At 59.1% G+C, this 23277-nt stretch carries 26 protein-coding genes; 14 read left to right on the forward strand and 12 right to left on the reverse strand.

The window, feature by feature from the left end; genetic code table 11:
- The first annotated feature begins 49 nt into the window (after positions 1–49).
- The gene (locus LU682_RS15820; RefSeq protein WP_010953861.1) at positions 50–928 is read left to right on the forward strand and encodes a LysR family transcriptional regulator; all 879 of its coding nucleotides are present in this window, start codon (positions 50–52) and stop codon (positions 926–928) included.
- A 62-nt stretch (positions 929–990) separates the two neighbouring features.
- Here LU682_RS15820 and LU682_RS15825 read toward each other — a convergent pair whose 3' ends face one another.
- Positions 991–1812 carry an AraC family transcriptional regulator gene (locus tag LU682_RS15825; protein ID WP_003248200.1) on the reverse strand — a complete coding sequence of 274 codons (822 nt, stop codon included), beginning with the start codon at positions 1810–1812 and terminating at the stop codon, positions 991–993.
- A 129-nt stretch (positions 1813–1941) separates the two neighbouring features.
- Between LU682_RS15825 and LU682_RS15830 the strand changes: the two genes are divergently transcribed.
- Both LU682_RS15830 and grxC read left to right on the forward strand, forming a co-directional pair.
- Positions 1942–2460, forward strand: coding sequence for a carboxymuconolactone decarboxylase family protein (locus LU682_RS15830; protein ID WP_010953859.1), 519 nt, complete (start codon positions 1942–1944; stop codon positions 2458–2460).
- Between the two features lie 13 nt (positions 2461–2473).
- On the forward strand, positions 2474–2728 hold the full coding sequence (gene grxC / locus LU682_RS15835) for a glutaredoxin 3 (protein ID WP_010953858.1): 255 nt from the start codon (positions 2474–2476) through the stop codon (positions 2726–2728).
- A gap of 91 nt (positions 2729–2819) precedes the next feature.
- On the opposite strand, the gene LU682_RS15840 is transcribed toward grxC, so the two are convergent.
- Positions 2820–3914 carry a GNAT family N-acetyltransferase/peptidase C39 family protein gene (locus LU682_RS15840; protein ID WP_010953857.1) on the reverse strand — a complete coding sequence of 365 codons (1095 nt, stop codon included), beginning with the start codon at positions 3912–3914 and terminating at the stop codon, positions 2820–2822.
- Positions 3915–4008: 94 nt separating this feature from the next.
- On the opposite strand from LU682_RS15840, the gene LU682_RS15845 reads away from it, so the two are divergent.
- The 3 genes from LU682_RS15845 to LU682_RS15855 are packed head-to-tail and all read left to right on the forward strand — an operon-like array spanning position 4009 to position 6704.
- Positions 4009–5589, forward strand: a complete 1581-nt coding sequence (locus LU682_RS15845; protein ID WP_010953856.1) for a RimK family alpha-L-glutamate ligase — start codon at positions 4009–4011, stop codon at positions 5587–5589.
- Between the two features lie 3 nt (positions 5590–5592).
- Positions 5593–6504 (forward strand): magnesium transporter CorA family protein, encoded by a 912-nt coding sequence (locus tag LU682_RS15850; protein WP_010953855.1) that lies wholly within the window; start codon positions 5593–5595, stop codon positions 6502–6504.
- A gap of 56 nt (positions 6505–6560) precedes the next feature.
- Positions 6561–6704 carry a hypothetical protein gene (locus tag LU682_RS15855; protein WP_061405635.1) on the forward strand — a complete coding sequence of 48 codons (144 nt, stop codon included), beginning with the start codon at positions 6561–6563 and terminating at the stop codon, positions 6702–6704.
- A 109-nt stretch (positions 6705–6813) separates the two neighbouring features.
- Here LU682_RS15855 and LU682_RS15860 read toward each other — a convergent pair whose 3' ends face one another.
- Together LU682_RS15860 and LU682_RS15865 are read right to left on the reverse strand one after the other, a co-directional pair.
- A complete protein-coding gene (locus LU682_RS15860) occupies positions 6814–7200 on the reverse strand; it encodes a putative quinol monooxygenase (RefSeq protein ID WP_010953854.1) in 387 nt (128 codons plus the stop codon).
- A 114-nt stretch (positions 7201–7314) separates the two neighbouring features.
- Complete coding sequence (locus LU682_RS15865) at positions 7315–8322, reverse strand: zinc-binding alcohol dehydrogenase family protein (protein ID WP_060488955.1); 1008 nt, start codon at positions 8320–8322, stop codon at positions 7315–7317.
- Positions 8323–8427: 105 nt separating this feature from the next.
- Here LU682_RS15865 and LU682_RS15870 point away from each other — a divergent pair, with 105 nt between their 5' ends.
- The 3 genes from LU682_RS15870 (at position 8428) to LU682_RS15880 (ending at position 10540) form a co-directional block, all read left to right on the forward strand.
- Positions 8428–9318 carry a LysR family transcriptional regulator gene (locus LU682_RS15870; RefSeq protein ID WP_010953852.1) on the forward strand — a complete coding sequence of 297 codons (891 nt, stop codon included), beginning with the start codon at positions 8428–8430 and terminating at the stop codon, positions 9316–9318.
- 113 nt (positions 9319–9431) lie between these two features.
- Positions 9432–10010 (forward strand): TetR/AcrR family transcriptional regulator, encoded by a 579-nt coding sequence (locus LU682_RS15875; RefSeq protein ID WP_049586147.1) that lies wholly within the window; start codon positions 9432–9434, stop codon positions 10008–10010.
- Positions 10011–10063: 53 nt separating this feature from the next.
- The gene (locus tag LU682_RS15880) at positions 10064–10540 is read left to right on the forward strand and encodes a nuclear transport factor 2 family protein (protein ID WP_010953850.1); all 477 of its coding nucleotides are present in this window, start codon (positions 10064–10066) and stop codon (positions 10538–10540) included.
- Positions 10541–10652: 112 nt separating this feature from the next.
- Here LU682_RS15880 and LU682_RS15885 read toward each other — a convergent pair whose 3' ends face one another.
- Complete coding sequence (locus tag LU682_RS15885; RefSeq protein ID WP_010953849.1) at positions 10653–11519, reverse strand: DMT family transporter; 867 nt, start codon at positions 11517–11519, stop codon at positions 10653–10655.
- Positions 11520–11640: 121 nt separating this feature from the next.
- Here LU682_RS15885 and LU682_RS15890 point away from each other — a divergent pair, with 121 nt between their 5' ends.
- On the forward strand, positions 11641–13023 hold the full coding sequence (locus tag LU682_RS15890) for an aminotransferase-like domain-containing protein (RefSeq protein ID WP_010953848.1): 1383 nt from the start codon (positions 11641–11643) through the stop codon (positions 13021–13023).
- 141 nt (positions 13024–13164) lie between these two features.
- Here the strand turns inward: LU682_RS15890 and LU682_RS15895 are convergent, their stop codons facing one another.
- The 5 genes from LU682_RS15895 to LU682_RS15915 form a co-directional block, all read right to left on the reverse strand.
- Positions 13165–13530, reverse strand: a complete 366-nt coding sequence (locus LU682_RS15895; RefSeq protein ID WP_014591145.1) for a histone-like nucleoid-structuring protein, MvaT/MvaU family — start codon at positions 13528–13530, stop codon at positions 13165–13167.
- 266 nt (positions 13531–13796) lie between these two features.
- Positions 13797–14210 carry an alternative ribosome rescue aminoacyl-tRNA hydrolase ArfB gene (gene arfB / locus LU682_RS15900; RefSeq protein ID WP_010953846.1) on the reverse strand — a complete coding sequence of 138 codons (414 nt, stop codon included), beginning with the start codon at positions 14208–14210 and terminating at the stop codon, positions 13797–13799.
- Positions 14211–14367: 157 nt separating this feature from the next.
- Positions 14368–15771: an ATP-binding protein gene (locus LU682_RS15905; RefSeq protein WP_049586148.1), complete on the reverse strand. Its 1404-nt coding sequence runs from the start codon at positions 15769–15771 to the stop codon at positions 14368–14370.
- Entirely contained in the window at positions 15768–17582 is a 1815-nt protein-coding gene (locus LU682_RS15910; protein WP_010953844.1) for a DAHL domain-containing protein, read from the reverse strand. The genes LU682_RS15905 and LU682_RS15910 overlap by 4 nt, the downstream gene beginning before the upstream one ends.
- The gene (locus LU682_RS15915) at positions 17579–18577 is read right to left on the reverse strand and encodes a cytochrome-c peroxidase (RefSeq protein ID WP_010953843.1); all 999 of its coding nucleotides are present in this window, start codon (positions 18575–18577) and stop codon (positions 17579–17581) included. Before LU682_RS15915 ends, LU682_RS15910 begins: the two co-directional genes overlap by 4 nt.
- Before the next feature lie 198 nt (positions 18578–18775).
- Here LU682_RS15915 and nosR point away from each other — a divergent pair, with 198 nt between their 5' ends.
- On the forward strand, positions 18776–20146 hold the full coding sequence (gene nosR, locus LU682_RS15920) for a response regulator c-di-GMP phosphodiesterase, NosR family (RefSeq protein ID WP_010953842.1): 1371 nt from the start codon (positions 18776–18778) through the stop codon (positions 20144–20146).
- A gap of 120 nt (positions 20147–20266) precedes the next feature.
- Positions 20267–20932: an SOS response-associated peptidase gene (locus tag LU682_RS15925; RefSeq protein ID WP_049586149.1), complete on the forward strand. Its 666-nt coding sequence runs from the start codon at positions 20267–20269 to the stop codon at positions 20930–20932.
- A gap of 71 nt (positions 20933–21003) precedes the next feature.
- On the opposite strand, the gene LU682_RS15930 is transcribed toward LU682_RS15925, so the two are convergent.
- The gene (locus LU682_RS15930; protein WP_020189883.1) at positions 21004–21261 is read right to left on the reverse strand and encodes a hypothetical protein; all 258 of its coding nucleotides are present in this window, start codon (positions 21259–21261) and stop codon (positions 21004–21006) included.
- An 86-nt stretch (positions 21262–21347) separates the two neighbouring features.
- The gene (locus LU682_RS15935) at positions 21348–21677 is read right to left on the reverse strand and encodes a hypothetical protein (protein ID WP_061405633.1); all 330 of its coding nucleotides are present in this window, start codon (positions 21675–21677) and stop codon (positions 21348–21350) included.
- A gap of 591 nt (positions 21678–22268) precedes the next feature.
- On the opposite strand from LU682_RS15935, the gene LU682_RS15945 reads away from it, so the two are divergent.
- Together LU682_RS15945 and LU682_RS15950 are read left to right on the forward strand one after the other, a co-directional pair.
- Complete coding sequence (locus tag LU682_RS15945; protein ID WP_010953840.1) at positions 22269–22553, forward strand: type II toxin-antitoxin system Phd/YefM family antitoxin; 285 nt, start codon at positions 22269–22271, stop codon at positions 22551–22553.
- Positions 22519–22827, forward strand: coding sequence for a Txe/YoeB family addiction module toxin (locus tag LU682_RS15950; RefSeq protein WP_049586152.1), 309 nt, complete (start codon positions 22519–22521; stop codon positions 22825–22827). Before LU682_RS15945 ends, LU682_RS15950 begins: the two co-directional genes overlap by 35 nt.
- Positions 22828–23277: the final 450 nt, after the last annotated feature.

Raw genomic sequence — 23277 nt, forward strand, 5'->3', positions numbered from 1 at the left:
AAGAAACTAAATTTGGATATTACTTATTCCCCAAAGAGGCCCAATAGCGATGGACCTGTTCGACAGCATGCGCATCTTCGTGCGCGTCGTGGAGCGCGGCTCGTTTTCCGCAGTGGCTCGGGAGCTGAACATGGGGCAGCCGGCAGTCAGCAAGCAGGTCCGTGCGTTGGAGCAGTACCTGGGTGGCGCCGTGTTCGCCCGCAGCACCCGGCACCTTGCCCTCACCGATCAAGGGCAACGCTTCTACAGCCACTGCCAGGAGATTCTCAGCCAGCTAGAGCATGCCACGCGCAGCTTCGCCAGCGGCCAGGAGCAGATCGCCGGCCCCCTGCGAATAGCCGCACCGGTCAGCTATGGGAGGCTGTGCATAGCGCCCCTGATCGGGGCTTTTCTACAGCGCCACCCCGATGTGCAGATTGACCTGCGCCTGAACGATTACAACGAAGACCTGCTCATGGAAAACATCGACCTGGCCATCCGCATTGGTTTGGTGAAGAGCGAGGGGCTGGTGGCCGTGCCCCTGGGCACCAGCACACGGCGAGTCTATGCTGCACCGGCCTATCTCGATCGCCATGGCCAGCCACGCGAGCCCGCCGAACTGGCAGGCCACAACTGCATCGCCTTCACCTTGCTTGAGCATTACGACCGCTGGCACTTCACCCATCGTGGCGAAGCACTTGAGGTTGCAATCAAAGGCAACGTCACCAGCAACAACAGCGAGGCCATTCGTGAGATGGTCCTCGGAGGCCTGGGCATCTCCCTGTCTCCGCAGTGGCTGTTTGCTGCGGACTTCGAGCAGGGTGGCGTGTGTAGCCTGCTCGACGAATACCAGACGACCGCGCTGCCGGTCAGCGCCGTGTTCAGCCGTGAGCGGCGCCGCTCGGCAAGGACGATGGCGTTCATCGATTTTCTTCGGGAGAACGTGTAGGCCACCCCGATGAGGCGCAGGACCTTGCTCATTCCCTGGCGTGCAAGTCGGTCGACCAGGCGTCACACCGTTCCCTGCTGCAGCCATTGCTTCGGGCTCGCACCCACCTTGCGGCGAAAGGTTCGGGCTAGCGCAGAAGGACTTTCGTAGCCGACCTCATCGGCGATCAGGGCAATGGGGCGCCCTTCGCGAAGGCGTTTTTGCGTCAGACTGATGCGCCAGTTCGCCAGGTAGTCCGCAGGCGTAATACCCACGATCTCGCGAAAGTGCGAAGCGAAGCTTGCCCGCGACATGCCCGAAAGATTCGCCAGTTCCGCCACGGACCAATTGCGCTGCGGCTCATCGTGGATCCCCACAAGCGCGCGAGACAGCTGAGCGTTGGCCAGACCTGCCATCATTCCCGAGGCGATGCTGCGGCTGGCGATGAGGTGGCGAAGCAGCTGAATGATCATCAGCTCGAACAAGCGATTGAGAATGACATCACGACCACACTCATCTCCAAAGGCTTCTTCGAACAGCCAGTCAAGGGTGCCATCAAGGCCTTGCAATTCGCCGAGGGGCTTGATGATGAAGTCCGGCAAAGCCAGGGTCAGCGGATTGTTGGCGCCGCCATCGAATTGCAGGGTGGCGCAGACTAACTCCGCTTCATCGGCGTCGGTGGCCAGCAAGTGATGCTCCTGCGGGCGCACCGCCAGAATCAGGGTGGGTTCGGTCAACTCGATACGCTGCCCACGCTTGTCCTTGAAGGCCAGACGCCCCGAGCGCAACAGATGGGCGTGCCCGACACTGTGTTGCCCAAGGTGGGTCGTTCCACAGAACCCACCCTGGTGAAACGCACTAGCGTGCAGGTTGAAGTGCTTAAGTAGTGTCGACAGTCGGTCCATAGCGCACTCAGGTTTTGACGATCTGTTGCATAACTTCGACGATCTGAAGCCGAAAGAAAAGTCTGCCTCTCTAGTATGGACCCCAAGCTTGATAGACAAGCCGGTTACTCAACCTATTGGAGAACGACCATGACTCGTATTACCGCTCTCTCGCTGGACCAGGCGCCTACTGGCTCGCGCGCAGCTCTCGAAGGCATTCAAAAAGGTCTCGGCTTCATTCCCAACGCATTCAGGACCCTGGCGCACGCTCCGGTCGCGCTCAATGGTTACCTGGGCCTCGCCCAAGCGTTGGGTAAAAGCTCACTGAGCGCCGCCGAGCGTGAAGTCGTTGCCCTCGCCACCTCGGAAATCAACGGGTGCGACTACTGTCTGGCCGCACACACCTTCTTCGGCGGCAAGGCGGGTTTGAGCGATGAGGCCGTAAGCCAAGCCCGAGCCGGCACACTCAGCGCGGTTGCCGCACTGGCGCAGCAGATCACGGCAAGGCGCGGCCAGTTGAGTGACGAGCAGATCGCTGCCGCGCGTGAGGCAGGGCTTACTGATAGCAAGATCGTGGAGGTGGTGGCACAGGTCACGCTGTTAACCCTGACCAACTACCTGAACAACATCGCCGCTACCGATATCGACTTTCCGCCATCGGCAAACTAGGAGGGTAACCGCCATGAGCCCTGTGACTATCTATACCACCCCGCACTGCCCATACTGCCTGAGCGCCAAGCGACTGCTGTCGAGCAAGGGCATCACCCCTGACGAAATCAACGTTGAAACGTCACCCCTGCACCTGGCGGAAATGATGCAGCGATCCCAGCGCCGAACTGTCCCACAGATATTTGTTGGCAAGGTGCATGTCGGCGGCTTCGATGACTTGGCGCGTCTTGACCGCAAGGGCCAGCTCGAGGCATTGCTTCACGCTTGAAGCGCAAAGTGCTCCGGCATGTGAGCCCATCCGGAGCACTATTCATGTTCACTCCATGCCCATGCCATACGTACCCACCTGCACAGCCGTTCTATCGCCCGCGCAACAGCACAGCGGCCCTTACCCGCTGCCTGCCGAAACTGCTCATGCGCTGAAATTCGGCATGGCTTACTGGCAGATGCTGGCAGTCCAGGATGCGTTTTTGGCGGCTGTGATCCACATCAGGATCATGCAGGTACACGAATTCGTCATCGCAACCCGTGACCAAGATCCAGTGCGGGGCTTTCAGACGAGTGAAACGGTAGCTGCTAATCAGCACCACCGGCCTGAACCCGTCTTGCAACGCTGACCGCACATCAAGGCCGGGCGCCAGCACCTGATGCACGTCGGTTTCGGCCAACGCCCCGGCAAAGCCGTCCTCGACCAATTGCATTACGTCTTTTTTCTGCGTGCTGCGTACTCCATCGAGGAACAGCGATCCAGGCTGGCTGACCACCATGCACACCTCGAACCCGCGGCGCCAGGCCGCCAGTGCAAGCCCCTGCGGGCTGCAACCGCCGTGCCCTGCCGTCATGAAGATGGTGGTCGCTTCTCGCCACAGTTGAATTTCCTCGCTGCGGTGCATGGCCCGCGCCCGTTCGACCGCAGCCATGGCCATCAAAAGGCAGGCCGCTCCGCAGGTGAACTCGGTCGTTTGCGCGTAGTACGGCACTTGCCGTGCAGGGGGCGGAGCGCTGCGCAGGATACGCTTCTCGAAACGCAGCGCCTGGCTGTGGTCTTCGTAGTAGTTCTCAACCACGGCGAAGCGTTGATAGCCATTGCTTTCGTACAAGCTGATGGCCGCAGGGTTGTCCGCGCGCACCTCCAGGCGCAGCCAGGCGCAATTACGCTCAAGCGCACTTGCCTGGGCCTGCTCCAGCAACTGCTGGCCCAACCCATGGCCGCGCCAGGCAGGGCTTACGGCAATTGAATACAGACGGGCAAGTGACGTGCCGCGATGGAACAGCAGCAGCGCGTAGCCCGCCAGATGCCCCTGTTGTTCAGCGACAATAAGGCTGGCATTGGCGCGTCGCACCATCCAGTTGAAATTACGCGGGCTCAGGCGGTCGAGGGTGAAACAGTCCTGCTCCAGGGCAACCAGCGCATCGATATCGGCCACCGATGCAAAGCGAAAATCAAAAGCCATGGCAACACCGTAATGTTTGAGTAACGAACCGGGACAGGTCGGGAAACCCGTGATTTATTGAAGGGGCGTCTTCTTCAACAGGGATCGAATACTCATGTCAGCGGTGCAAGCCAACGTGGCCGAAGTATTGGCCAAAACCGAAGTTTCCACAATAACCCTCTCCGAGGAGCCACCCAGTAAGCGGAGCGCCGGTAACCGCTTGCTGATCGTGGTGGAGCGCAAGGAAGACTGGGCCAGCTACTTTCCCAGCGAGAGCCTGATGCTGGCCCAGGATTACATTGAACACAGCGACGACGTTGCGAGGCGTACGCAGGTAATCAACCTGTGCCGCAGCTACAAGTATCTGGGGCAAGGCTACTACTGCTCGCTGCTCGCCGAGGCACGGGGCCACAAGGTGTTCCCGTCGGTGCGAACCATCAGCGAGCTCACCCGCAAGGCGCTCTATGGCGTGGGGCTGGATGACCTGGAACGCACGCTGGAGCGAGCCCTGGCCGATCACCCCTATGGCAGCACCGAGGCTTTCACCCTCACCTTGTATTTCGGGCGGACCGCCATTGAACCCCTTCAGGATATCGGTCGACAGCTGTTCGAGTCGTTCCCCTGCCCTGTCTTGCTGGTGGAGTTTCGCAGGCGTGATACCTGGCAGATCGATGGGATCAAGGCCGGCGCGCTGCACAAACTGCGGGATGAGCAGCAGTACTTGTTTGCCAACGCGCTGGATGCCTTCAACCGCCGGACGTGGCGTCAGCCCGCCTCCAAACGCCTGGCGCGGTTCGACCTGGCGATTCTGCATGACCCGGCCGAGGCGCTGCCACCGTCCAATCCTGAGGCGCTGGAGCAATTCATCGAAAACGGTAAACAGCTGGGCATCGATGTAGAGCTGATCGAAAAGAAGGACTATGCACGCCTGGCCGAATTTGACGCCTTGTTCATTCGGGAGACCACGCGGGTGGACGACCATACCTATCGCTTTGCCAAAAAGGCCGAAAGCGAAGGCCTGGTGGTGATCGACGACCCCTCCTCCATCCTGCGCTGCACCAACAAGGTGTACCTCGCCGATCTGCTCAAACGCCACAACCTCGGCGCACCGGCCACGGAGATCCTGTACAAGGACCGCCCGCAGGAACTCGAACTCGTGGGCCGGCGCCTCGGTTTTCCGCTGGTGTTGAAGATTCCCGACGGCTGCTTCTCGAAAGGCGTGATCAAGGTCGCCGACGCCCAGGCACTGGCCTCGGCGGCACAGGAGCTGTTCGAACACTCGGTACTGCTGCTGGCCCAGGAGTACTGCTACACCGAATACGACTGGCGTATCGGCGTACTCAACGGTGAGGCGCTTTACGCCTGCCAGTACTTCATGTCCAAGGGCCACTGGCAAATCTACAACCACAAGGCCCAGGCCGGCGAAGTCAACGGCCTGTGCCGCGCGGTCCCGGTGGAACAGGCACCACCCGAAGTCGTAAAGCTGGCCGTCGACACTGCCAGGCTCATCGGGCAAGGGCTGTACGGTGTGGACCTGAAGCAGACCGGCGACCGTGTACTGGTGATCGAAGTCAACGACAACCCCAACCTCGATGCCGGCACCGAAGACGCCGTGCTGGGTAACGCGCTTTACCAGCGAGTGCTGCAGGCTTTCGTGCAGCGGCTTGAACGTAAACACCTCGGCCAGGCCTGGTAAACGATGATCGAATACTACCTCGCCGTAGACGGTGCCCTCCTTGAAGCCCCCGAGGAACGAGCCAGCGTCTGGTTGTGTGTCGCGCCGGACGCAACGGAGCAATCCCGGTTGTGCGAGTGCCTGGGGGTCAGTGCCCAGTCGCTGGAGTCCTCCCTGGACCCGGATGAAGTGGCGCGTATCGAGATCAAGCCAGATCACCTGTTCCTGATCTGGAAGCGCCCGGAAAGCTTCGATGGCCGGGTATTCAATGTCTCGTCATTCGGCGTTGTACTCAGCGAAAAGCGCCTGGTGGTGATCTGCGCCGCCAACTCGCTACTCGCCGGGGTAGACCGGCAGGCCGGCATGAGTACCCCACTGGATGTGCTGATGGCGATGCTGGCTGAAAGCGTGCATCACTACCTGGGCCACCTGCGGGTGGTAAAGCAGGTGGCCCGCGAAATCCAGCTGCAGTTCGATCGGTCCATGGACAACCAGCACCTGGTGCAGATGTACAGCCTTAGCGAAAGCCTGGTGTATTACGTCAACGCCATTCAAAGCAATGGCGCCGTGCTAGCCCTGCTGCGCAGCCATGGCCAGAAACACGGCTTCGGGCCCAAGCAACTGGAAATGCTGAATGACCTGATCATCGAAAACGAGCAAAGCTACCAGCAGGCGAAGATCCATGCCCAGGTCTTTACCAACCTGATCGAGGCCCGCGGCAACCTGGCCAACAACGGCATGAACCACGCGCTGCGCAACCTGACCATGATCAATGTGGTGTTCCTGCCCTTGAACCTGCTCGCCAGCATCGGCGGCATGTCGGAGTTCAGCATGATGACCGCCGGCATGCCCTGGTGGTTGACGTTCCCCACGCTGCTGCTGGCCATGGCGGTACTTGGCGGGGCCATGGCCGTGGCTTTACGGCGTATGGCATGACCCGCCGTGCCAAGAAATAGTGTCAACCTGTACCCATCAACCCGCAGGACGAGACCATGGAAAATTCGGACATCGGATTATTTATGCTGGCGCTGATTGCAATTACAGGCACCCTGATAAGTCTGTTTGAACACCGCGCCGTACGCTCAGAGGAACCCAGCATCAAGCAGCCGGCAACCAAAGTTCAGCGGCGTCCTTGAAAGTGAAATGGCGACCCACTCGCAAACTGGCGCCAACGTGCTCGAGAACAGCCATCCACATCGGTCGAGGTAACAGTGCCCCAGGGCGGGTCGCATTGCCTGGCCTGCCTCAGGGACAGGGCGCAACGACAGATGACACCGGGTCAAGGAAGATCAGTTGCAAGGGCTCCGCCAACAGCTGTTCGGCCTGCTCGGCAAACCGCTGGAAGTGAGCGGTGGTCAGGTGCGCGTCCAGGGCCTGCTGGTGGTCGAACGCCTCGCGCATGTAGAACGTCCCAGGCTCGTCGCTGCGTTCGAACAACATGTAGTCGCGGTTGCCGGGCTCCGCCCGAGTCGGTTCGATCAATGCCAGCAAGGCCGCTTTCAGCTTTGGTGCCTGGCCTGGCTTGGCCTTGAGGATGGCGAGGGAAACGAGGGGGTAGTCTTGTCGGTTCACATAAAGCTCCTGATCAGTGGCAAAGAGCAGGCGCGGTATTGCCTGCTTCAATGTGTGCATGAGTTTCACCGGGCGTAGCGCCGGGAATGTGCGCGGCGCGGAGAAACACGGTTCGTTCAAGCATGCTCATGGCAGACCGGATCAACCGGTCCGCCGTTGTCTGTCAAACAGGTTTCAGAAGCCTTCCAGGACGATCTTGCCGCGCGCCTTGCCACTCTCGACCAGCGCATGGGCACGGCGCATGTTGGCGGCATTGATGGCGCCGAAATGCTCGCCCAAGGTGGTACGCAGGGTGCCTTGATCGATCAGCCCGGCCACGCGCTCGAGCAGCTCGTGCTGGCGCACCATGTCGTCGGTTTCGTAAAGCGAGCGGGTGAACATCAGCTCCCAGTGCAGCGACAGCGACTTGCGCTTGAGCGGCATGACGTCCAGGGTCTGCGGGTCGTCGATCACGCCCAGGCGACCTTGTGGTCGCAGCACTTCAACCAGTTGCGCAAAGTGTTGATCAGTATGGGTAAGGCTGGCGACATGGCTGACCGACTCGATCCCCAAGGCCTGCAGCTGCCCTTGCAGCGGCGCACTGTGATCGATGACGTGATGGGCGCCCAGTTCGCGTACCCAGTTGCTGGTCTCGGCGCGGGAGGCCGTGCCGATAACCGTCAAGCGGGTCAGTTGCCGGGCCAACTGCACCAGCATCGAACCGACGCCACCGGCAGCGCCAACGATCAGCAGGGCATCGCCCTCCCCGCCGCCCTCCGCGATCCCCAGGCGATCGAACAGCAGTTCCCAGGCGGTGATGGCCGTCAGCGGCAGCGCGGCTGCCTGTGCTGCACCCAGGCTACGCGGTTGATGCCCGACGATGCGTTCGTCAACCAGGTGATATTCGCTGTAGCTGCCGGGCCTGGCGATGGAGCCGGCGTAGTACACCTGGTCTCCGGGCTTGAACAGGGTCACCTGGCGCCCGACTTCGCGGACGACACCGGCCGCGTCCCAGCCGAGTATTTTCGGCTCTCCCGTGAAAGTTCCCGCGCGTACCTTGGTGTCTACGGGGTTGACCGACACGGCTTTGACCTCGACCAGAAGGTCCCTGGGCCCAGGGCTGGGCTTGGGCATGAAGATGTCCTGGAGAGACGCAGGGTCTTCGATAGGCAAGCCTTTGTGGATGAAACTGATCGCTTTCATAGGCACTCACTGCTGAATGTGGTTTGATTTGGCATCGAGTCTGGCGTGCCAGGCGTCCGGGAAAAACGGGCCCTGCCCGTCAACACTTTCATTGCAGGAGTGATAATGATCCGTCTCGACGACCTGGGTATCTTCGTTCGCAGCGCTGCGCTGGGCAGCTTTACCGCGGCAGCCCACGAGGCCGACCTGCTACCTGGCCAGGCAGCCGAGGCAGTCAAGCGCCTGGAGCGTGAACTGGATGTGCGATTGTTTGCCCGCACCACGCGCAGCTTGCGCCTCACAGCCGAAGGCGAGCAGTACCTGCCCTCGGCCCTGATCGCCCTGGAAGCCCTCAGGCACGGGCGCGACAACCTGCGTCAGGAAAGCGCCCAGCTCAGCGGAACGTTGCAGGTGGCCGCGCCCTCCGATCTGGGGCGCAACGTGCTGCTGCCCTGGCTCACGGCGTTTCGCCGAGAGCATCCACAGTTGAACCTGCGCTTGTTTCTCTCCGACCAGATCGCCGATCTTTTTCGCGATCCGGTAGATATCGCCATCCGCTATGGCCTGAACGCCGACGCCAACTATATAGCCCTGCCACTGGCACCTTGGAACCGCAAGGTGCTGGTGGCCTCGCCCGAGTACCTGGCGCGGCAAGGCACCGTCCAAGCGCCTGGAGATCTGCTCGAACACCAGTGCCTGCTGTACATGCAGCAGGGGCGGGTCTACGACAAGTGGCAACTGGGAACGCAGACCGTCCAAGTGCGTGGCGCCCTGCTCTGCGACGACGCCGATATCGCCCGGCGCTGGGCCGTGGCCGGCGAAGGGATAACCTACAAGTCCTGGCTGGATGTGAGCGACGATGTGCTGGCGGGAAGACTTGTCGTGCTCATGCAGGATCACCCCGGGCCCGCCATGCCACTGAGCCTGGTATGCCCGCACCGCAAGCAGCTGTCGCCTGCGGTAAGGCACCTGCACGCCTGGTTGTCCAGCCGCTTCGCCGAACTGGAGCGCGACTGATCAGCGCGAAGCCAGCCACTCTGATCGAAAGCACGCCGGCGCCCCGCTTGCACGCAATCGAATAATTTCAAGCGCTGCTTGACCAGGGAGAACGATCGTTCTACTCTGACTACATGGATAAGCCAATGACCGATACACGCGAAAAAATCCTGGCGACTGCCGAGAAGCTTATTTACGAAAACGGGATTCACGCCACGGGCATGGACCTCTTGGTAAAGACCTCGGGTGTCGCCCGTAAAAGTATTTATCGCTATTTTGCGAATAAAGACGACGTAGCAGCGGCGGCACTCAATGCACGCGATATACGCTGGATGACGTGGTTCAGAAGTGAATGCGAAAAAGCGCAAACGCCAGAAGCACGCATCCTTGGCATTTTTGATGCCCTCAAAAGTTGGTTCGAGTCAGACGGTTTTCGCGGATGTGCTTTTATCAACACCGCCGGAGAGGTGGGTAACGCAGACGATCCTGTTCGACAGATCGCAAAACTGCATAAACAAAAGCTGCTGGACTACACGCTAGAACTGACCAGCGAATTAGGTGTTAACGATCCGACTGGCTTGGCCAAGCAACTCCTTTTGATTATAGAGGGCACCATAACCGTGGCCCACGTCATGGGTGATCACACCGCGCTCGACAGTGCGCGGGAAATCGCAAAGGTCTTGCTCAAGGACGTGCAGCGCGCAAGCGCTTGAAGTTAAAGAAATACCCACCCAACTGAACCATCCAAAAGATTGGAGGCACCACCATGTCCAACGAACACACTCGTCCGCCACTTCCTCCTTTCACTCGCGAATCGGCGATTGAAAAGGTCCGACTCGCTGAGGATGGCTGGAATACCCGCGAACCCGAAAAGATTGCCCTGGCCTATACGGTGGACACCCAATGGCGTAACCGTGCCGAGTTTGCAAACAACCGTGAAGAAGCTCGGGACTTCCTAACTCGCAAGTGGAAGAAAGAACTGGACTATCGGTTGATCAAAGAGCTCTGGGCCTTCACCGACAACCGCATCGCGGTCCGTTACGCCTACGAGTGGCACGACGATTCGGGCAACTGGTTTCGCTCCTATGGCAACGAAAACTGGGAGTTTGAAGCCGATGGCTTGATGCACCGCCGTTTCGCCTGCATCAACGACATGCCCATCAAGGAAAGCGAGCGCAAGTTCCACTGGCCACTGGGTCGCCGTCCGGATGATCACCCAGGGCTGACTGAACTGGGCCTGTAAGTCAGGTTAAACCTGATCCTTTTACATAAAGGATCAGGTGTTTTGTGCAACTAAGCCCGGGGGCAGACGGCGGGGGCTATACCCAGCTGTTTGACTGGGCACGTCGCTGTGCTTAGGCATATTTCCTGGCCCCGTAAACACAGATGACAGCACCCAGCGTCACGAGCAGCATCGTCCAGCTGACATGCTCGTGCAGAAGCAACGCTGCCAGCCCAAGCCCCATGAACGGCTGAAAGAGTTGCAATTGGCCCACTGCCGCAATCCCCCCCTGGACGAGCCCTCGGTACCAGAACACAAACCCGATCAGCATGCTGAACAGTGAAACGTAGCCAAAGCTGAACCACGCAGGGGCACTTACCCTGGCAAAGTCATCAGGGGCTGGAAGATTGACCACCGTCAGCAGCAGCATGAACGGCAACGCTACCAGCAACGCCCAGCTGATCACCTGCCAACCACCCAATGTCCGCGAGAGGCGCGCTCCTTCGGCATAGCCCAACCCACAGACCACAACCGCAGCCAACATCAGCAGATCGCCCACCGCCGACGCCTCGCCTCCATTCATCAACGCATAGCCAGCGACCAACCCGGCACCTGTCAACGAGAACAGCCAGAACAATGGCCGAGGTCGTTCACCGCCCCGCAGAACCGCAAATCCTGCGGTACACAATGGCAGGAGCCCGACAAAAACAATGGAGTGAGCAGAGCTTATGTGCTGAAGGGCAAATGCTGTCAGTAGCGGGAAACCGATAACAACGCCGAGCGCAGTTACAGCCAAAGGCGACAAATCCCGCCGTTTGGGTCGAGGCTGGCGTAGCACGATCAGAAAAAGTGCGCCCAGCATGGCGGCAATTGTTGCCCGGGCACAGGTGAGGAACGTCGGTTCGAAGTCGGCCACTGCCACTCGGGTTGCCGGCAACGAACCCGCAAAAATGGCGACGCCTATGAAACCGTTGATCCACCCGGTTGCTGATTTTTCCATCGGTAAGTCCTCGATAAGCCAAGGCTCAGTACATCACCGACAGGCTCACCCAGGCCATGTACAATCCAATACACTTAAACCAAACTGTTATGCATATGACTCCAGCACAGTTGAGGGTGCGATGAAACGGGACGGAACGCGAATTCGAACTGTCATGGGTGAAATCCAGTCGCGGATAGCCTCTCGAACCTACACACCTGGCGCGAGAATTCCCTCGGTGCGTGCGATGGCTCAGACCATGCAGGTGTCGGTTTCTACGGTGCTTGAGGCCTATGAAAGGTTGATGGCAGAGGGTGTACTCAATTCTCGTCCTGGCTCCGGCTTTTACGTAGCCGGGCCAGTGGCGCCCTTGGTACTCACCGAACTCGGCCCAAGGCTTGATCGTGAAGTGGACCCGCTGTGGATCTCGCGCCAGTCTCTTGACACCGCTAGCGATGCATTGAAACCAGGGTGCGGGTGGCTACCTGCCTCCTGGATGTTCGAAGCCGGCTTGCGCAAAGCACTTCGCACCGTTGCCCGTTCCGACACGTCGAAACTGACGGAGTACGCCTCACCACTTGGGCATCTGCCGCTCAGGCAATTCTTGTCACGGAAGCTGACAGGCATCGGGATCGAAGCCCCTCTTGAACAGATCATGCTCACTGAGTCCGGCACCCACGCCATCGACCTGATCTGCCGTTTTCTGCTGGAGCCGGGGGACACTGTGCTGGTCGACGACCCCTGCTATTTCAATTTTCACGCATTGCTGAAAGCGCACAGGGTGAACATCGTAGGCGTTCCCTACACCGCGACGGGCCCGGACATCGATGCTTTTGGCGCTGCCCTGCTCGCGCATTCTCCCCGGTTGTACATAACCAATTCAGGTATCCACAACCCGACCGGCGCTACCCTGTCTCCGGTCACGGCACACAGGTTGCTGAAGCTGGCCGACAACTCCAGCCTGGTGATTGTAGAGGACGACATTTTCGGGGATTTCGAGAATGCGCCAGCGCCACGGCTGTCTGCCTTCGATGGCCTTTCTCGTGTCATCCAGATCGGTAGCTTTTCCAAGACCATCTCCGCTTCGATTCGATGCGGCTACATCGCGGCTCGCAGTGACTGGATCGAGAGCCTGGTCGATCTCAAGATTGCGACCACATTCGGGGGTGGCCGCCTGGCCGCGGACATCATCCATCTGGCGATTACCGATAGCGGGTACCGGAAACACATGGAAAGTGTTCGCCTCAGGCTGGCAGAGGCTATGGACAGAACGGTGGCGAGGCTTCAAGCCATTGGTATCAAGCCCTGGATAACGCCCCAGTCAGGCATGTACGTCTGGTGCCAACTTCCTCAAGGCAAGGATGCAGCAACGCTGGCTCGGGCTTGCTTGAATGAAGGTGTAGTACTGGCGCCCGGAAATGCGTTCAGCCAGTCGATGGCTGCGGGTGATTTCCTCCGTTTCAATGTCGCCCAATCGGCTGATGCCAAAATTTACGAAGTATTGAAACGGACACTGAGCGCTTAGTGGCGAAACTTCCTGTTTAACCACGTCAGCTCATTCCGCCCACCCACGATGAACGCCCTGTTTCGAGGAGGCGACGCTGTCGCTTCCTCGAAAAAGAACAAGGCGTTTCAGATAGCGCAATGAGGGCGACATCAGCACAAATCAGGACACCCAGGATTCCACTTCTTCTGCCCCGTACTGGGCTTTCCATTCCTTGAGCAGCTTGTGGTTGCCACCCTTGGTCTCGATGACCTCTCCATTATGCGGGTTCTTGTACTGCTTCACTTGCCGGGCACGGCGTGGGGCTTTCTCTGTAGCCGCAGGAGCTGCGGAACGGCGACTGGCCTGAGGATCCAGGATGTTGATGATATCGCGCAGGCTGTAACCGTATTTGCTTAGCAGGTCACGCAACTTGGTCTCGAACTCGATCTCTTTCTGAAGCTCACCGCTGCTTTTCATGGCTTCCAATTCGGCCAACTGGGCCGCCAACTTCTGTTCAAGCTGTCTAAACTCTGCCAAACGCGACATGTGCATACTCCTGAATACGTGGATGCTGTTTAGAGAATCCTAACGCAGTTCAAGTTCAAACCAAAATTAAAAATCAGCGGCAAAGATCTACCGTCAGCTCGACGACATTGGGTATATCTCCTTCTTGGCGCTGTATGAAATACCTTGATACTCGGTAAGGCCGCGTTGAAAACAGCCTCGGAATGCTCAAATACAACCCGTAAACTCCGCTTCCTCGGCTGTTTTCGCCTTGCCTGAACTTCGTCTCAACGCTGTTCATACAGACACTAGAACTCCACCTTCCCCCGCCCCGCCTTGACAGTGCTCCGCCTGGCTTTTCCTTCGAGGCGGCGGGTCTTCGAGCCGAGGGTCGGCTTGGTGGGGCGGCGTTTCTTTTCAGTCTTGCCTGCGGTGATGATCAACTCGGCAAGACGCGCCAATGCGTCAACACGGTTCTGCTCCTGGGTGCGGTACTGCTGGCCCTTGATGATCAACACGCCGTCGCCGGTGATGCGACTGTCACGCAGCGCCAGCAGCCGCGCCTTGTAAAACTCGGGCAACGATGAGGCCGGGATGTCGAAGCGTAGGTGTACCGCGCTGGACACTTTGTTGACATTCTGCCCACCCGCGCCTTGCGCGCGGATGTATGTGAGTTCGATTTCGGCATCTGGCAGATGCACGTTATTGGAGATAGTCAGCATGATAGGGCCCTTGTCATTGCCCATTATCACAGACTGTGCCGCTCCCCCATAGCACAATGCAGGGTTCTTTGAATCAGTGCGCAAGCCGACCCAAGCGAGCCCTCCACTCGTCAGGGCCGTGCACTTCATGCCAGCCAGCGGTAGAACGCGTGCGCCATCACAGCGTTGCGCTCTGCTTTACCGGCAGTTGTACACGAAACGTTGTTCCCACTCCGACCTGGCTTGATACGGTTATCTCCCCACCGTGTTTCTTTACAATGCCATAGGAAAGGGACAGGCCTAGCCCGGTACCTTGGCCGACGGGCTTGGTGGTGAAAAAAGGATCGAAGATTTTCTTGATGTTCTCCGGTGCTATCCCCGCGCCTGTATCTGCAACTTCGATGCACACCCAGGCGCCTTGATGAGCAGTGCCCAATGTGATGGTGCCCCGCTCGGGGCCCATGGCTTGGGCGGCGTTGAGCACCAGGTTCATTATCACTTGGTTGATCTGCGACGGCAGGCATTCGACAGGGGGTAACGGCTGGTACCGTTTTACCAGGTCGGCTTTATGTTTCAGCTCGCTCGCGACGATGTTAAGCGTGGAGTCAATGCCCTGCTGCAAATCGGCTAATTGCCACTGCTGAGCGCTATCAACGCGCGAGAAGTCTTTGAGGTCCTTGACGATATGCGCCACTCGACCGATTCCGTCCTTGGACTCCTTGATGAGGATCGGGATGTCTTCCATGAGGAACTCCAGTTCCGTCTGCTCACGAAGCCTTTGCAAGCGCCCAGTGGTTTCGTTTGCGCCGAGCATCAGTTCGGCCTCGCGATAGGCGTCGAGCATCGCTACCAGTTGCTGGAAGTACCCTCCCAGAGTGCCCAGGTTGGAGGACACGAAACCGATCGGATTGTTGATCTCGTGCGCCACGCCGGCGGCCATCTGCCCCAACGAGGCGAGCTTCTCCGATTGCACCAGTTGGCTTTCCAGCTGCTTGCGCTCCTCGATCTCCTGCTGCAGCGCCTCGCTGGCCTGGGTCAGTTGCTGGGTACGCCGCTCTACCCGCTGTTCGAGCTGGTGCATTTTCAGCGAGGCTCGTTGGGTCATTTCCCACTTGGTCAGCAAGGTGCTGGCCATTTGCTGGACCTCGATGTTGTCGAACGGTTTTTTCAGGATCAGCAAGCGATCGTGGGCCTGCAGCCGGTCGAGCAACTCATCCCAGGAATAGTCCGAGTAGGCAGTGCAGACGACTACCTGCAACAGCGGGTCCTCTTCCCACAGGTGCTCAATGGTCTGAGCGCCATCCCATCCACCTGGCATTCGCATGTCGACAAAGGCTAACGCGTAGGGCTTGCTGGCCTGCAGCGCACGCTTCAGCAGGCCGAGACCTTCCTCACCGCCATAGGCTGAATCGAGTTCGAATACCGGTCGTTCGTTCTTGACCTGCTCGCCGAACAACAACCCTTCCATCTCGTCCAGCTCAGAGTTCTGCGATCTGGCCGGGGCAAGGATCTTGCGAAAGTCCTCGTGGATAGTCGGCATGTCATCGATCAGCAGGATCCGGCGATTGATCATGTCACTCATGCAGGCTCCGTCACCGCGATCAGCGGGATCCTCAGGGTAAAGACAGCACCCAAGCCAGGGCCGTCGCTGTGTGCGGTCAGGTGACCATTCATCTCGATGGCGGCCAGGGCGCAACTGTGCAAGCCGAAGCCATGCCCGTCCTTGCGCGTGGTGAAGCCATGGGCAAAGATCTTCTGCAGGTTTTCAGGGGCAATGCCTTCGCCCTCGTCCAGCACGCTCATTTCCAGCAAGCCCCCCTCAACGATGCGCGTCCTGAGGATCATCGTCCGCGGGTCGCTGCCGGGGCCGGACATGGCGTACTTGGCGTTGCTGATCAGGTTGATCAGAATCAGCAACAGCCGATGCCGGTCGCCCATCACCAGAGGCAGATCTGCGAAGTCGCGCACTACCCTCACTTGATGCCGGGTCAACGCGCCTGCGTTCATGCGCAGCGCGTCCTCGACCAGGTCGTTGACCGACAGCGGCTCTGGCACATTTTTAGCGCCGGCATAGGATTGCTGGGTGGCCACCACTTCCTTGATGTGGTCGATGCTCTTGTTCATTCGTTCCAGCTCGATCGCCATCTCCTTCTGCTCATCGGCGATCGCCTCGGTCAGCTGGTTGAGGTAGCCGGGAAGCAACCGGCCTCGGGGATCCTCGTCGAGAAACCGACCGATGTCAGTGGCATGCTCGCGGAACAGTTGCATGGCCTTGCCCAAACCCTGGGTTTTGCTGCTGCGCAACGTTCGAGCGATGAGATCAGAGGATGTGTTCACACTGTTGAGCACGTTGCCCACGTTGTGCAACACATTGGTGGCGATCTCCGCCATACCTGCCTGGCGCGCGGCGTTGAACAGCTCGCTCTGAGCGTTCCGGAGCGCCAGGGTGCGCTCCTCGACCCGCTGTTCCAGGACGTCATTGGCGCTTTGCAATGCGTTGTTGACCCGTCTCACCTCGGCGAAGCTGCGCACCAGCAGCGCAGCCAGGCAAATGACCGAGAACATCAGCAAGCCTGATAGCCATAACGTGTAGAGATGGTTTTTACGGTTGATCTTTTCAACCTGCTGTTGATCCCTGTCCAAAAGGCTGGTGATCGTATCCAGGCGCTCGGCAACCGGAATCGCCTCGATCTGTTCGAGCAGGCGGTTGACGACAGGTTGCTCGCGCAGGATCAACGCCACGTGATTGCTCAACAGATTGAGGGGCGTCTGGAATTCTTTGGGCAGGTTCTCCGTGTTAACAGCCAAGTTGCCTAACCCCACCTCTATCTCGGCAGCCCTTTCCACAGAGGTCACCTGCGCGAACTCCAGGGCACTTAGCAAGAGGTCATAGGTGTCCGTGACGAATACGTGTACCTCCTGCCGATTCGGGGCCAGCATGGTGTTGATCTGGGCCTGAATACCGTCCTCGGCGGTGGGTAGAAATGCCAACGAATTTCGCAGCAAGGCATTGTGCGACTTGAATTGCTCCACGAGCCGAGCCTTTTCCCCGAACGCAGAAAGAAAACCGTCATGGGCATCGCGCCACTGGTCTGATTCATCGCGCCCTTGCTCGGCTTCCCGGCGGTCGAATCGTGCCCATAGCCGCTTCATCTCCTTGAGAGGGATCACAAGTGGATCGTAGTTATGGGAGACGGCTACCCGGGCCTTGAGCACCTCGTTTTCCCATACAGCATCCTGTTGCTTGAGCTGACGAATGAGATCTCGGGATTCGTTGTAGGTCTGGGTCTGCTCTGACCCGGAATTCAGGTACAAGTACAGCAGCATCGACGCCAGTACAAAGACCAACCCACTGAATAGAATCAGGCTTGTACGCCGGGAAATCACCCTCATGGCTGACCCGCCTTTTCAGCAGTAAGGGTTTTGAGGAACAGCATGATGAGCCTGCGGTCCTCATCGCTTGGGATTCGTCCAAGCTGATACTGGAACATCACGTCGATCGCACGCTCCAGCGTAGGCGCCGAGCCATCGTGGAAATAGGGCGCGGTCATCGCCACATTGCGCAGGCTCGGCACTTTGAACACACCCCGGTCGGCCTCCTCTGCGGTCACGTTGAAGCGGCCCTGATCCGCCTCGGTGGGGTTGCCGCGGTCAGCGATGTAGTCGCCGAACACGCCAAATTTCTGGAACATGTTGCCCCCAATATTCACCCCTTGGTGGCAGGCGATGCAGCCGTAGTCCTTGAAGCGCTGATAGCCGTATTTTTCCTCCAGGGTAAGCGCCTCGGTATCGCCCTGCAGGTAACGATCGAAACGTGCGCCAGGGGTAAGAAGCGTCCTTTGGTAATCGGCCAACGCGCTGAGGATGTTGTCCTTTGTCACCGCGTCCGGGTAGGCATCCTCGAACGCCTGGCGGTAACGCACGTCTGCGGCGATGCGCTGCTCGATCACGCGCCAGTCTCCGCCCATCTCGTGAGCGCTGGTGATCACGGCATCCCCCTGCTCCTCGAGTGACTCGACCCGGCCATCCCAGAACTGCCGGAAATTAAGGCTGGCATTGAGTACCGTTGGCGTATTGAGCGCAAGTGGCAGGCCATCTGCACCCATGGAGAACGCCCGGCCATCGACCCCGTACGTGTCCAGACGGTGACAACTGGCGCAGGACAGTGTGCCGTTGTGCGACAACCGCGGATCGTTGAACAACTGGCGGCCCAGCTCGACACGCCCGGGTGCCAGAGCGGGAATCGGAGGCAGTGGCTTGAGCGGCTCGTCCAGCAGCTCGGCCCCGCTGTCCACACTCAGAACGAGTAGCACCCACAGGCTCAGGCAACGTCGCAAGCGCTGCGGGTGAAGAACGGAACGAAAACGACAGGTTGTCTGCGCGAACATCCGGGAGAATCCTTTTCCCTGGGCTTACGGATATACAGAAAGGTGGTGCCATGCCGTCAGGTTAGATGCCTTCCAGACAATTTGCCTGCCACCCGCCACGCCTTGCTCCGACACCTGTCGCGGAAAAATGATCTAGCCTTTGACCTAAGCGCTCGTTGAGCTCGAGTGCCTCCATCGATCGACCGCGTGAGGCCTGCCATGGAAGTGCAACCGAACCCGAACCCACCCTATCGGCCGACCGTGTTGCTAGTGGACGACGAGGAGTCGATCCTTAGCAGTCTGCGTCGGCTATTGCGTGGCCAACCCTATGACGTGAAGCTGGCGACCAGCGGCGAACAGGCACTGGCGCAGATGGCCGAGGGCCCGGTTGATCTGGTGATGAGCGATGCGCGCATGCCTGGTATGGACGGGGCCACCTTGCTGGCACAGATCAATCAGCATCACCCATCGACCGTCAGGATCTTGCTGACCGGCTATGCCGACCCAAGCGCAATCATCAAGGCCGTCAATGACGGTCAGATCCACCGTTACATCAGTAAGCCCTGGAACGACGACGAATTGCTAATGACCTTGCGCCAGGCCCTGGAGCACCAGCATTCCGAACGCGAGCGCCAACGCCTGGAGCTGCTGGCACGTCGGCAGAACGCCCAGTTGAGACTGCTCAATAACGACTTGGAGAAACGCGTTGCAGCCCGTACCGCGGAGCTGCAGCAGACCGCTGACATGCTCGATCTGGCCTACGAAGAGCTGAAACACAGCTATGTGACCGGGACCGAGGTGTTCTCGATGTTGGCTAATCTGCGGCTGCCTCCAGCCAAGCAGACCAATCGACAGATCATCGAACTGGTGCGTTGCTACTGTAGGGTCCACGCCTTGGACGAGGCGATCAGCCGCGATCTGGCCATGGCTGCGGCGCTGTACAACATAGGCAAATTGAGTTGGCCGGATAGCATGATCGTTGCCCCTTCGGACCAGTTGATGCACAGCGACCGCGACCGCTATCGCGACTACCCACGCCAAAGTGAAGCGCTGCTGATGACCCTTGAGCCCATGAAAGATGCCGCGCGCCTGATCCTGCATCACCAGGAGCACTGGGACGGCAGCGGTTTCCCCGACCGGCTCAAGGGTGAAGCTATCCCGTTCGGCGCTCGCTTGCTCAAGCTGGCCGTGGACTTCGTTGAGCTGCAACGGGGTTTGATTCTTGAACGGCAGATGAACAGTGACGAGGCCTTGCTCTACCTGCGCAAGTACGCCGGCCGGTTGTATGACCCAGCACTCCTTGAGGACTTCGTCCAGGTTTGCGCCTCGTTCCACAGCGATCTCACCCTGGTGGACCCTGAAGTCCAGGTGTGTACCACCCGTGACCTGGCGCCGGGAATGGTGCTTGCGCGCAACCTGAACGCCGACAACGGCATGTTGCTGCTTAACGCCGGCAAGGTTTTAAGCGCCGCGCTGGTGGAAAAGCTGGTGGCCTTTGAATCGATGGAGGGTGGTAAGTACTGCATTTTCGTTCGGGTCCCCTCGAACGAGCCTATAACGCCTGGAAGATCAGACTTGGCGCCGTGCTGAATGGTGGTGGGGCGTTCATTCAGCCCTGCACTGCCAGGACTGCGCGTACGGCACGCCGTCGCCCCCTCCACACCGTCAATTCACCCAAGCGCTATGCTTGCTCTGGCAGGAGGGCCGCGCATGTGTGGAAGGTTGAGTCAGTACCGAGGCATACACGACTTTGTCGAAACCCTGAGCCTGCCAGAGGCCTGGCAGAACAACGTCGGCGACCAGCCACTTGGCCGGTACAACGTCGCGCCGACCACGCCGGTGGCACTCTTGCGGGTGGATGAAGCAGGCCCGCGGGCGGACCTGGTGAGATGGGGCTGGCGACCGCATTGGGCGACCGACCGTGCCGCGCCGATCAACGCCAGGGTCGAAAAGGTGGCACACGGCCCCTTCTTCCGGGCGATCTGGCCGCACCGAGGCATAACGCCGATCGACGGCTGGTATGAATGGGTCGATGAAGGCGGACCGAAGAAACAGCCGTACTACATCCGACGCCGGGACGGGCGCCCTTCCCTTTGCGCCAGCATCGGCCAGTTCGCTGGCAGCGAGCATGACGGGTTCGTCATCATTACGGCCGATGCCCAGGGCGGAATGGTAGATGTGCACGACCGCAGGCCAGTGGTTTTGGCCCCAGACCTTGCGCGTGAGTGGATGCAACCCGCGACGCCGGGCGAACAAGCCGAGCAGATGGCGCTCAACCTGGGCGAGCCAGCCGAGGCCTTCGAGTGGTATCGAGTGAGCACAGCCATTGCCAATGTTCGCAATCAAGGCGCTGAGCTGATAGAGCCGCTTCAGTGAAGCGGCTGCACAGATTCGCAGGTGGTCGACCTGCCCGTGGTTGCGGTGGGTCCGATCAGACCTCGGCGAACTCACCTGGCAGCACAAGCTCCGCTTTTCTGACTTTCCACGTACTGTTCAGCCATAACCTTCCCTTCGAGAATGGCTTCTGTCGAAGAGGAGAATGGTCGACTCACACGCAGGGTTCGCGCCGTTGCACCCGGCTTCCCTACCTCGACCAACATCCCCGTGGGAAATTCGACGCTCGACTCCCACAGCACGTAAATCGATGCCTGGTAACCAAGGTAGGAATGCACGTAAAGGTCATGACTGGTGGACTGAAGGCTCATCACTTTCTCCAACTGGGCGCCTCAATGCGCTTTTGATGGAGATACGACTCAAGCGATCTGACGAGCGTTCCGTTTTCCCTGCATCGTTATCCGTGAAGACGCGAGCCTCTGCGCGGGAGTGGTTCAGGCCCTGGTGCTTTGGGCACAGGAAACGCCTTGGCGACCCAGTCGTGAGCACGCTCGAGCGCCCAGGCCATCGCCGCGGACAGTTTCTGTCCACGGCAGTCAGGGTGTACCTCTTCGAGCAAGAGCACGCCTTTTTTCCCGTAGATACCCAGGAAAAGTTGAGTGACGTTTTCAAGTGAGAGTCGGGCTTGGATGTTGATTAAAGTGCCGCAGGGAAGGCGCTCATCGTAGTTGCGGGAATGCAACGCAGAATTGGCCCATTCCCAATAGATTTTGCCGCGATTACGCATGGAACGGACCTAGAACTCATATTCTTGACTGGAGAGACAGAATACATCGCTGTTCCAATGAATCCACTGCTTAAGGTGTGTGTTACATTTTTTTACAGCTGCTTTTCGTTTAACAGCCGTGATCGCACCACCAGCCCCCTTCATTCGACTGGAGCATGATCCGGGGAAGATGAAGGTGCGCCGCCAGACTGTTGAGCATCCTTTCGGAACGCTCAAAATCGGAATGGGAAGTACCCACTTTCGCCGACTGAGTGCTCTATACCGCCTGGCTGCAGATTTGTTCGGGCACTGGGGTATCAGGCGGCGCTAGCTGAAGGCCGTACGGCATAAGCGCCCTAATCCGAAAGTCGGTTTACTGCCTTGTACAACGTTAGGTACAATGGTTGCGGTTGCCAGCGACGGTTGGATCCATCTGGACACCTGTGGTCTGTGGCTACTGGAATGACGATTCTGATCCAGCTGAGAGAACACGGTGAGTCAATACGGAGCCGCCGTGCGGGTCGACAGGCTTCACTTTCTTAGAACTTTGGGCGTCACCTGTGGCGGTCCAAAGAGCAACCCTTACCCGGGCAGAGCCTGGAGGATGGACAAATGCACGTACTGACTTTTAGCCAGGCTCGCGCCGAACTGAAGCAGACAATGGATGATGTTTGCCGGGACCATGAGCCCGCCGTAATCACGCGACAGCGTGGCGAACCCGTAGTGATGATGTCTCTGGAGGACTACAACGGGATGAACGAGACCATTCACCTGTTGGGATCGTCCAAAAACGCTTCGCGCTTGCGCTCATCCATCGCTCAGCTCCGGGACGGCCAGGCCTTGACGAAGGAACTGGACCTCAATGAGCAAGAACCAGAAGCAGCGGAACAAGAATGAAGCCCGCGACAAGGTAAGCGTGAAGTTCACCAAGGAGGGCTGGGAGGATTACTGTCACTGGCAGAATGCCGACCTCACCATCCTCGGCAACATCAACCGCCTAATTGACGTGTGCCTACGCACCCCCTTCACGGGTATTGGCAAGCCTGAGCCGCTGAAAGGCGATTTATCTGGCTTGTGGTCCCGCCGCATCACCCGTGAGCACCGCCTGGTCTACTTCTTCGAGGCCGGTATGCTCACCGTTCTGCAATGCCGCTACCACTACGACGACTAAAGCACTGTACTGTGCTGTGCGCGAGCCGCCTCCGCCCCTGGCAAAGGGGCGGTCGGTAAACGAATGGACGCGCGCGGTCCTTTTGTAACGGGGCGGCCAAGGGGTCAGCTGCGTGCTCGTTTCACGATGCGGGCAGCCATGAGCGCGGCGCCCGGTATCCAGAGCCCAGGATTTGAAGTGCCTAATCCAACGGCAAGAAGCGCAATTCCGACAGCAAACATAAGCGTTATCCCTCGCTAGAAAAATCCATTTCAACAATCGCCCATTAAAGCACAGGTCGGTCGCAGGAGCGGCCAAGGAATCGTCATGCCCGAAACAATTGAGTTGGACCTCGACGCGATCGAGGCGGCGGCGAAGGCTCCGTTGAGTTTTTGCAGTTCGGATCATTGCATGTGCTCGGATTGCTCATGCGTCGCTGCAAACAATAGATGCTGGTGGAAAGCCCTCAAT

Origin of the sequence: Pseudomonas alloputida (assembly GCF_021283545.2) — a bacterium.
Taxonomy (GTDB): Bacteria; Pseudomonadota; Gammaproteobacteria; order Pseudomonadales; family Pseudomonadaceae; genus Aquipseudomonas; species Aquipseudomonas alloputida.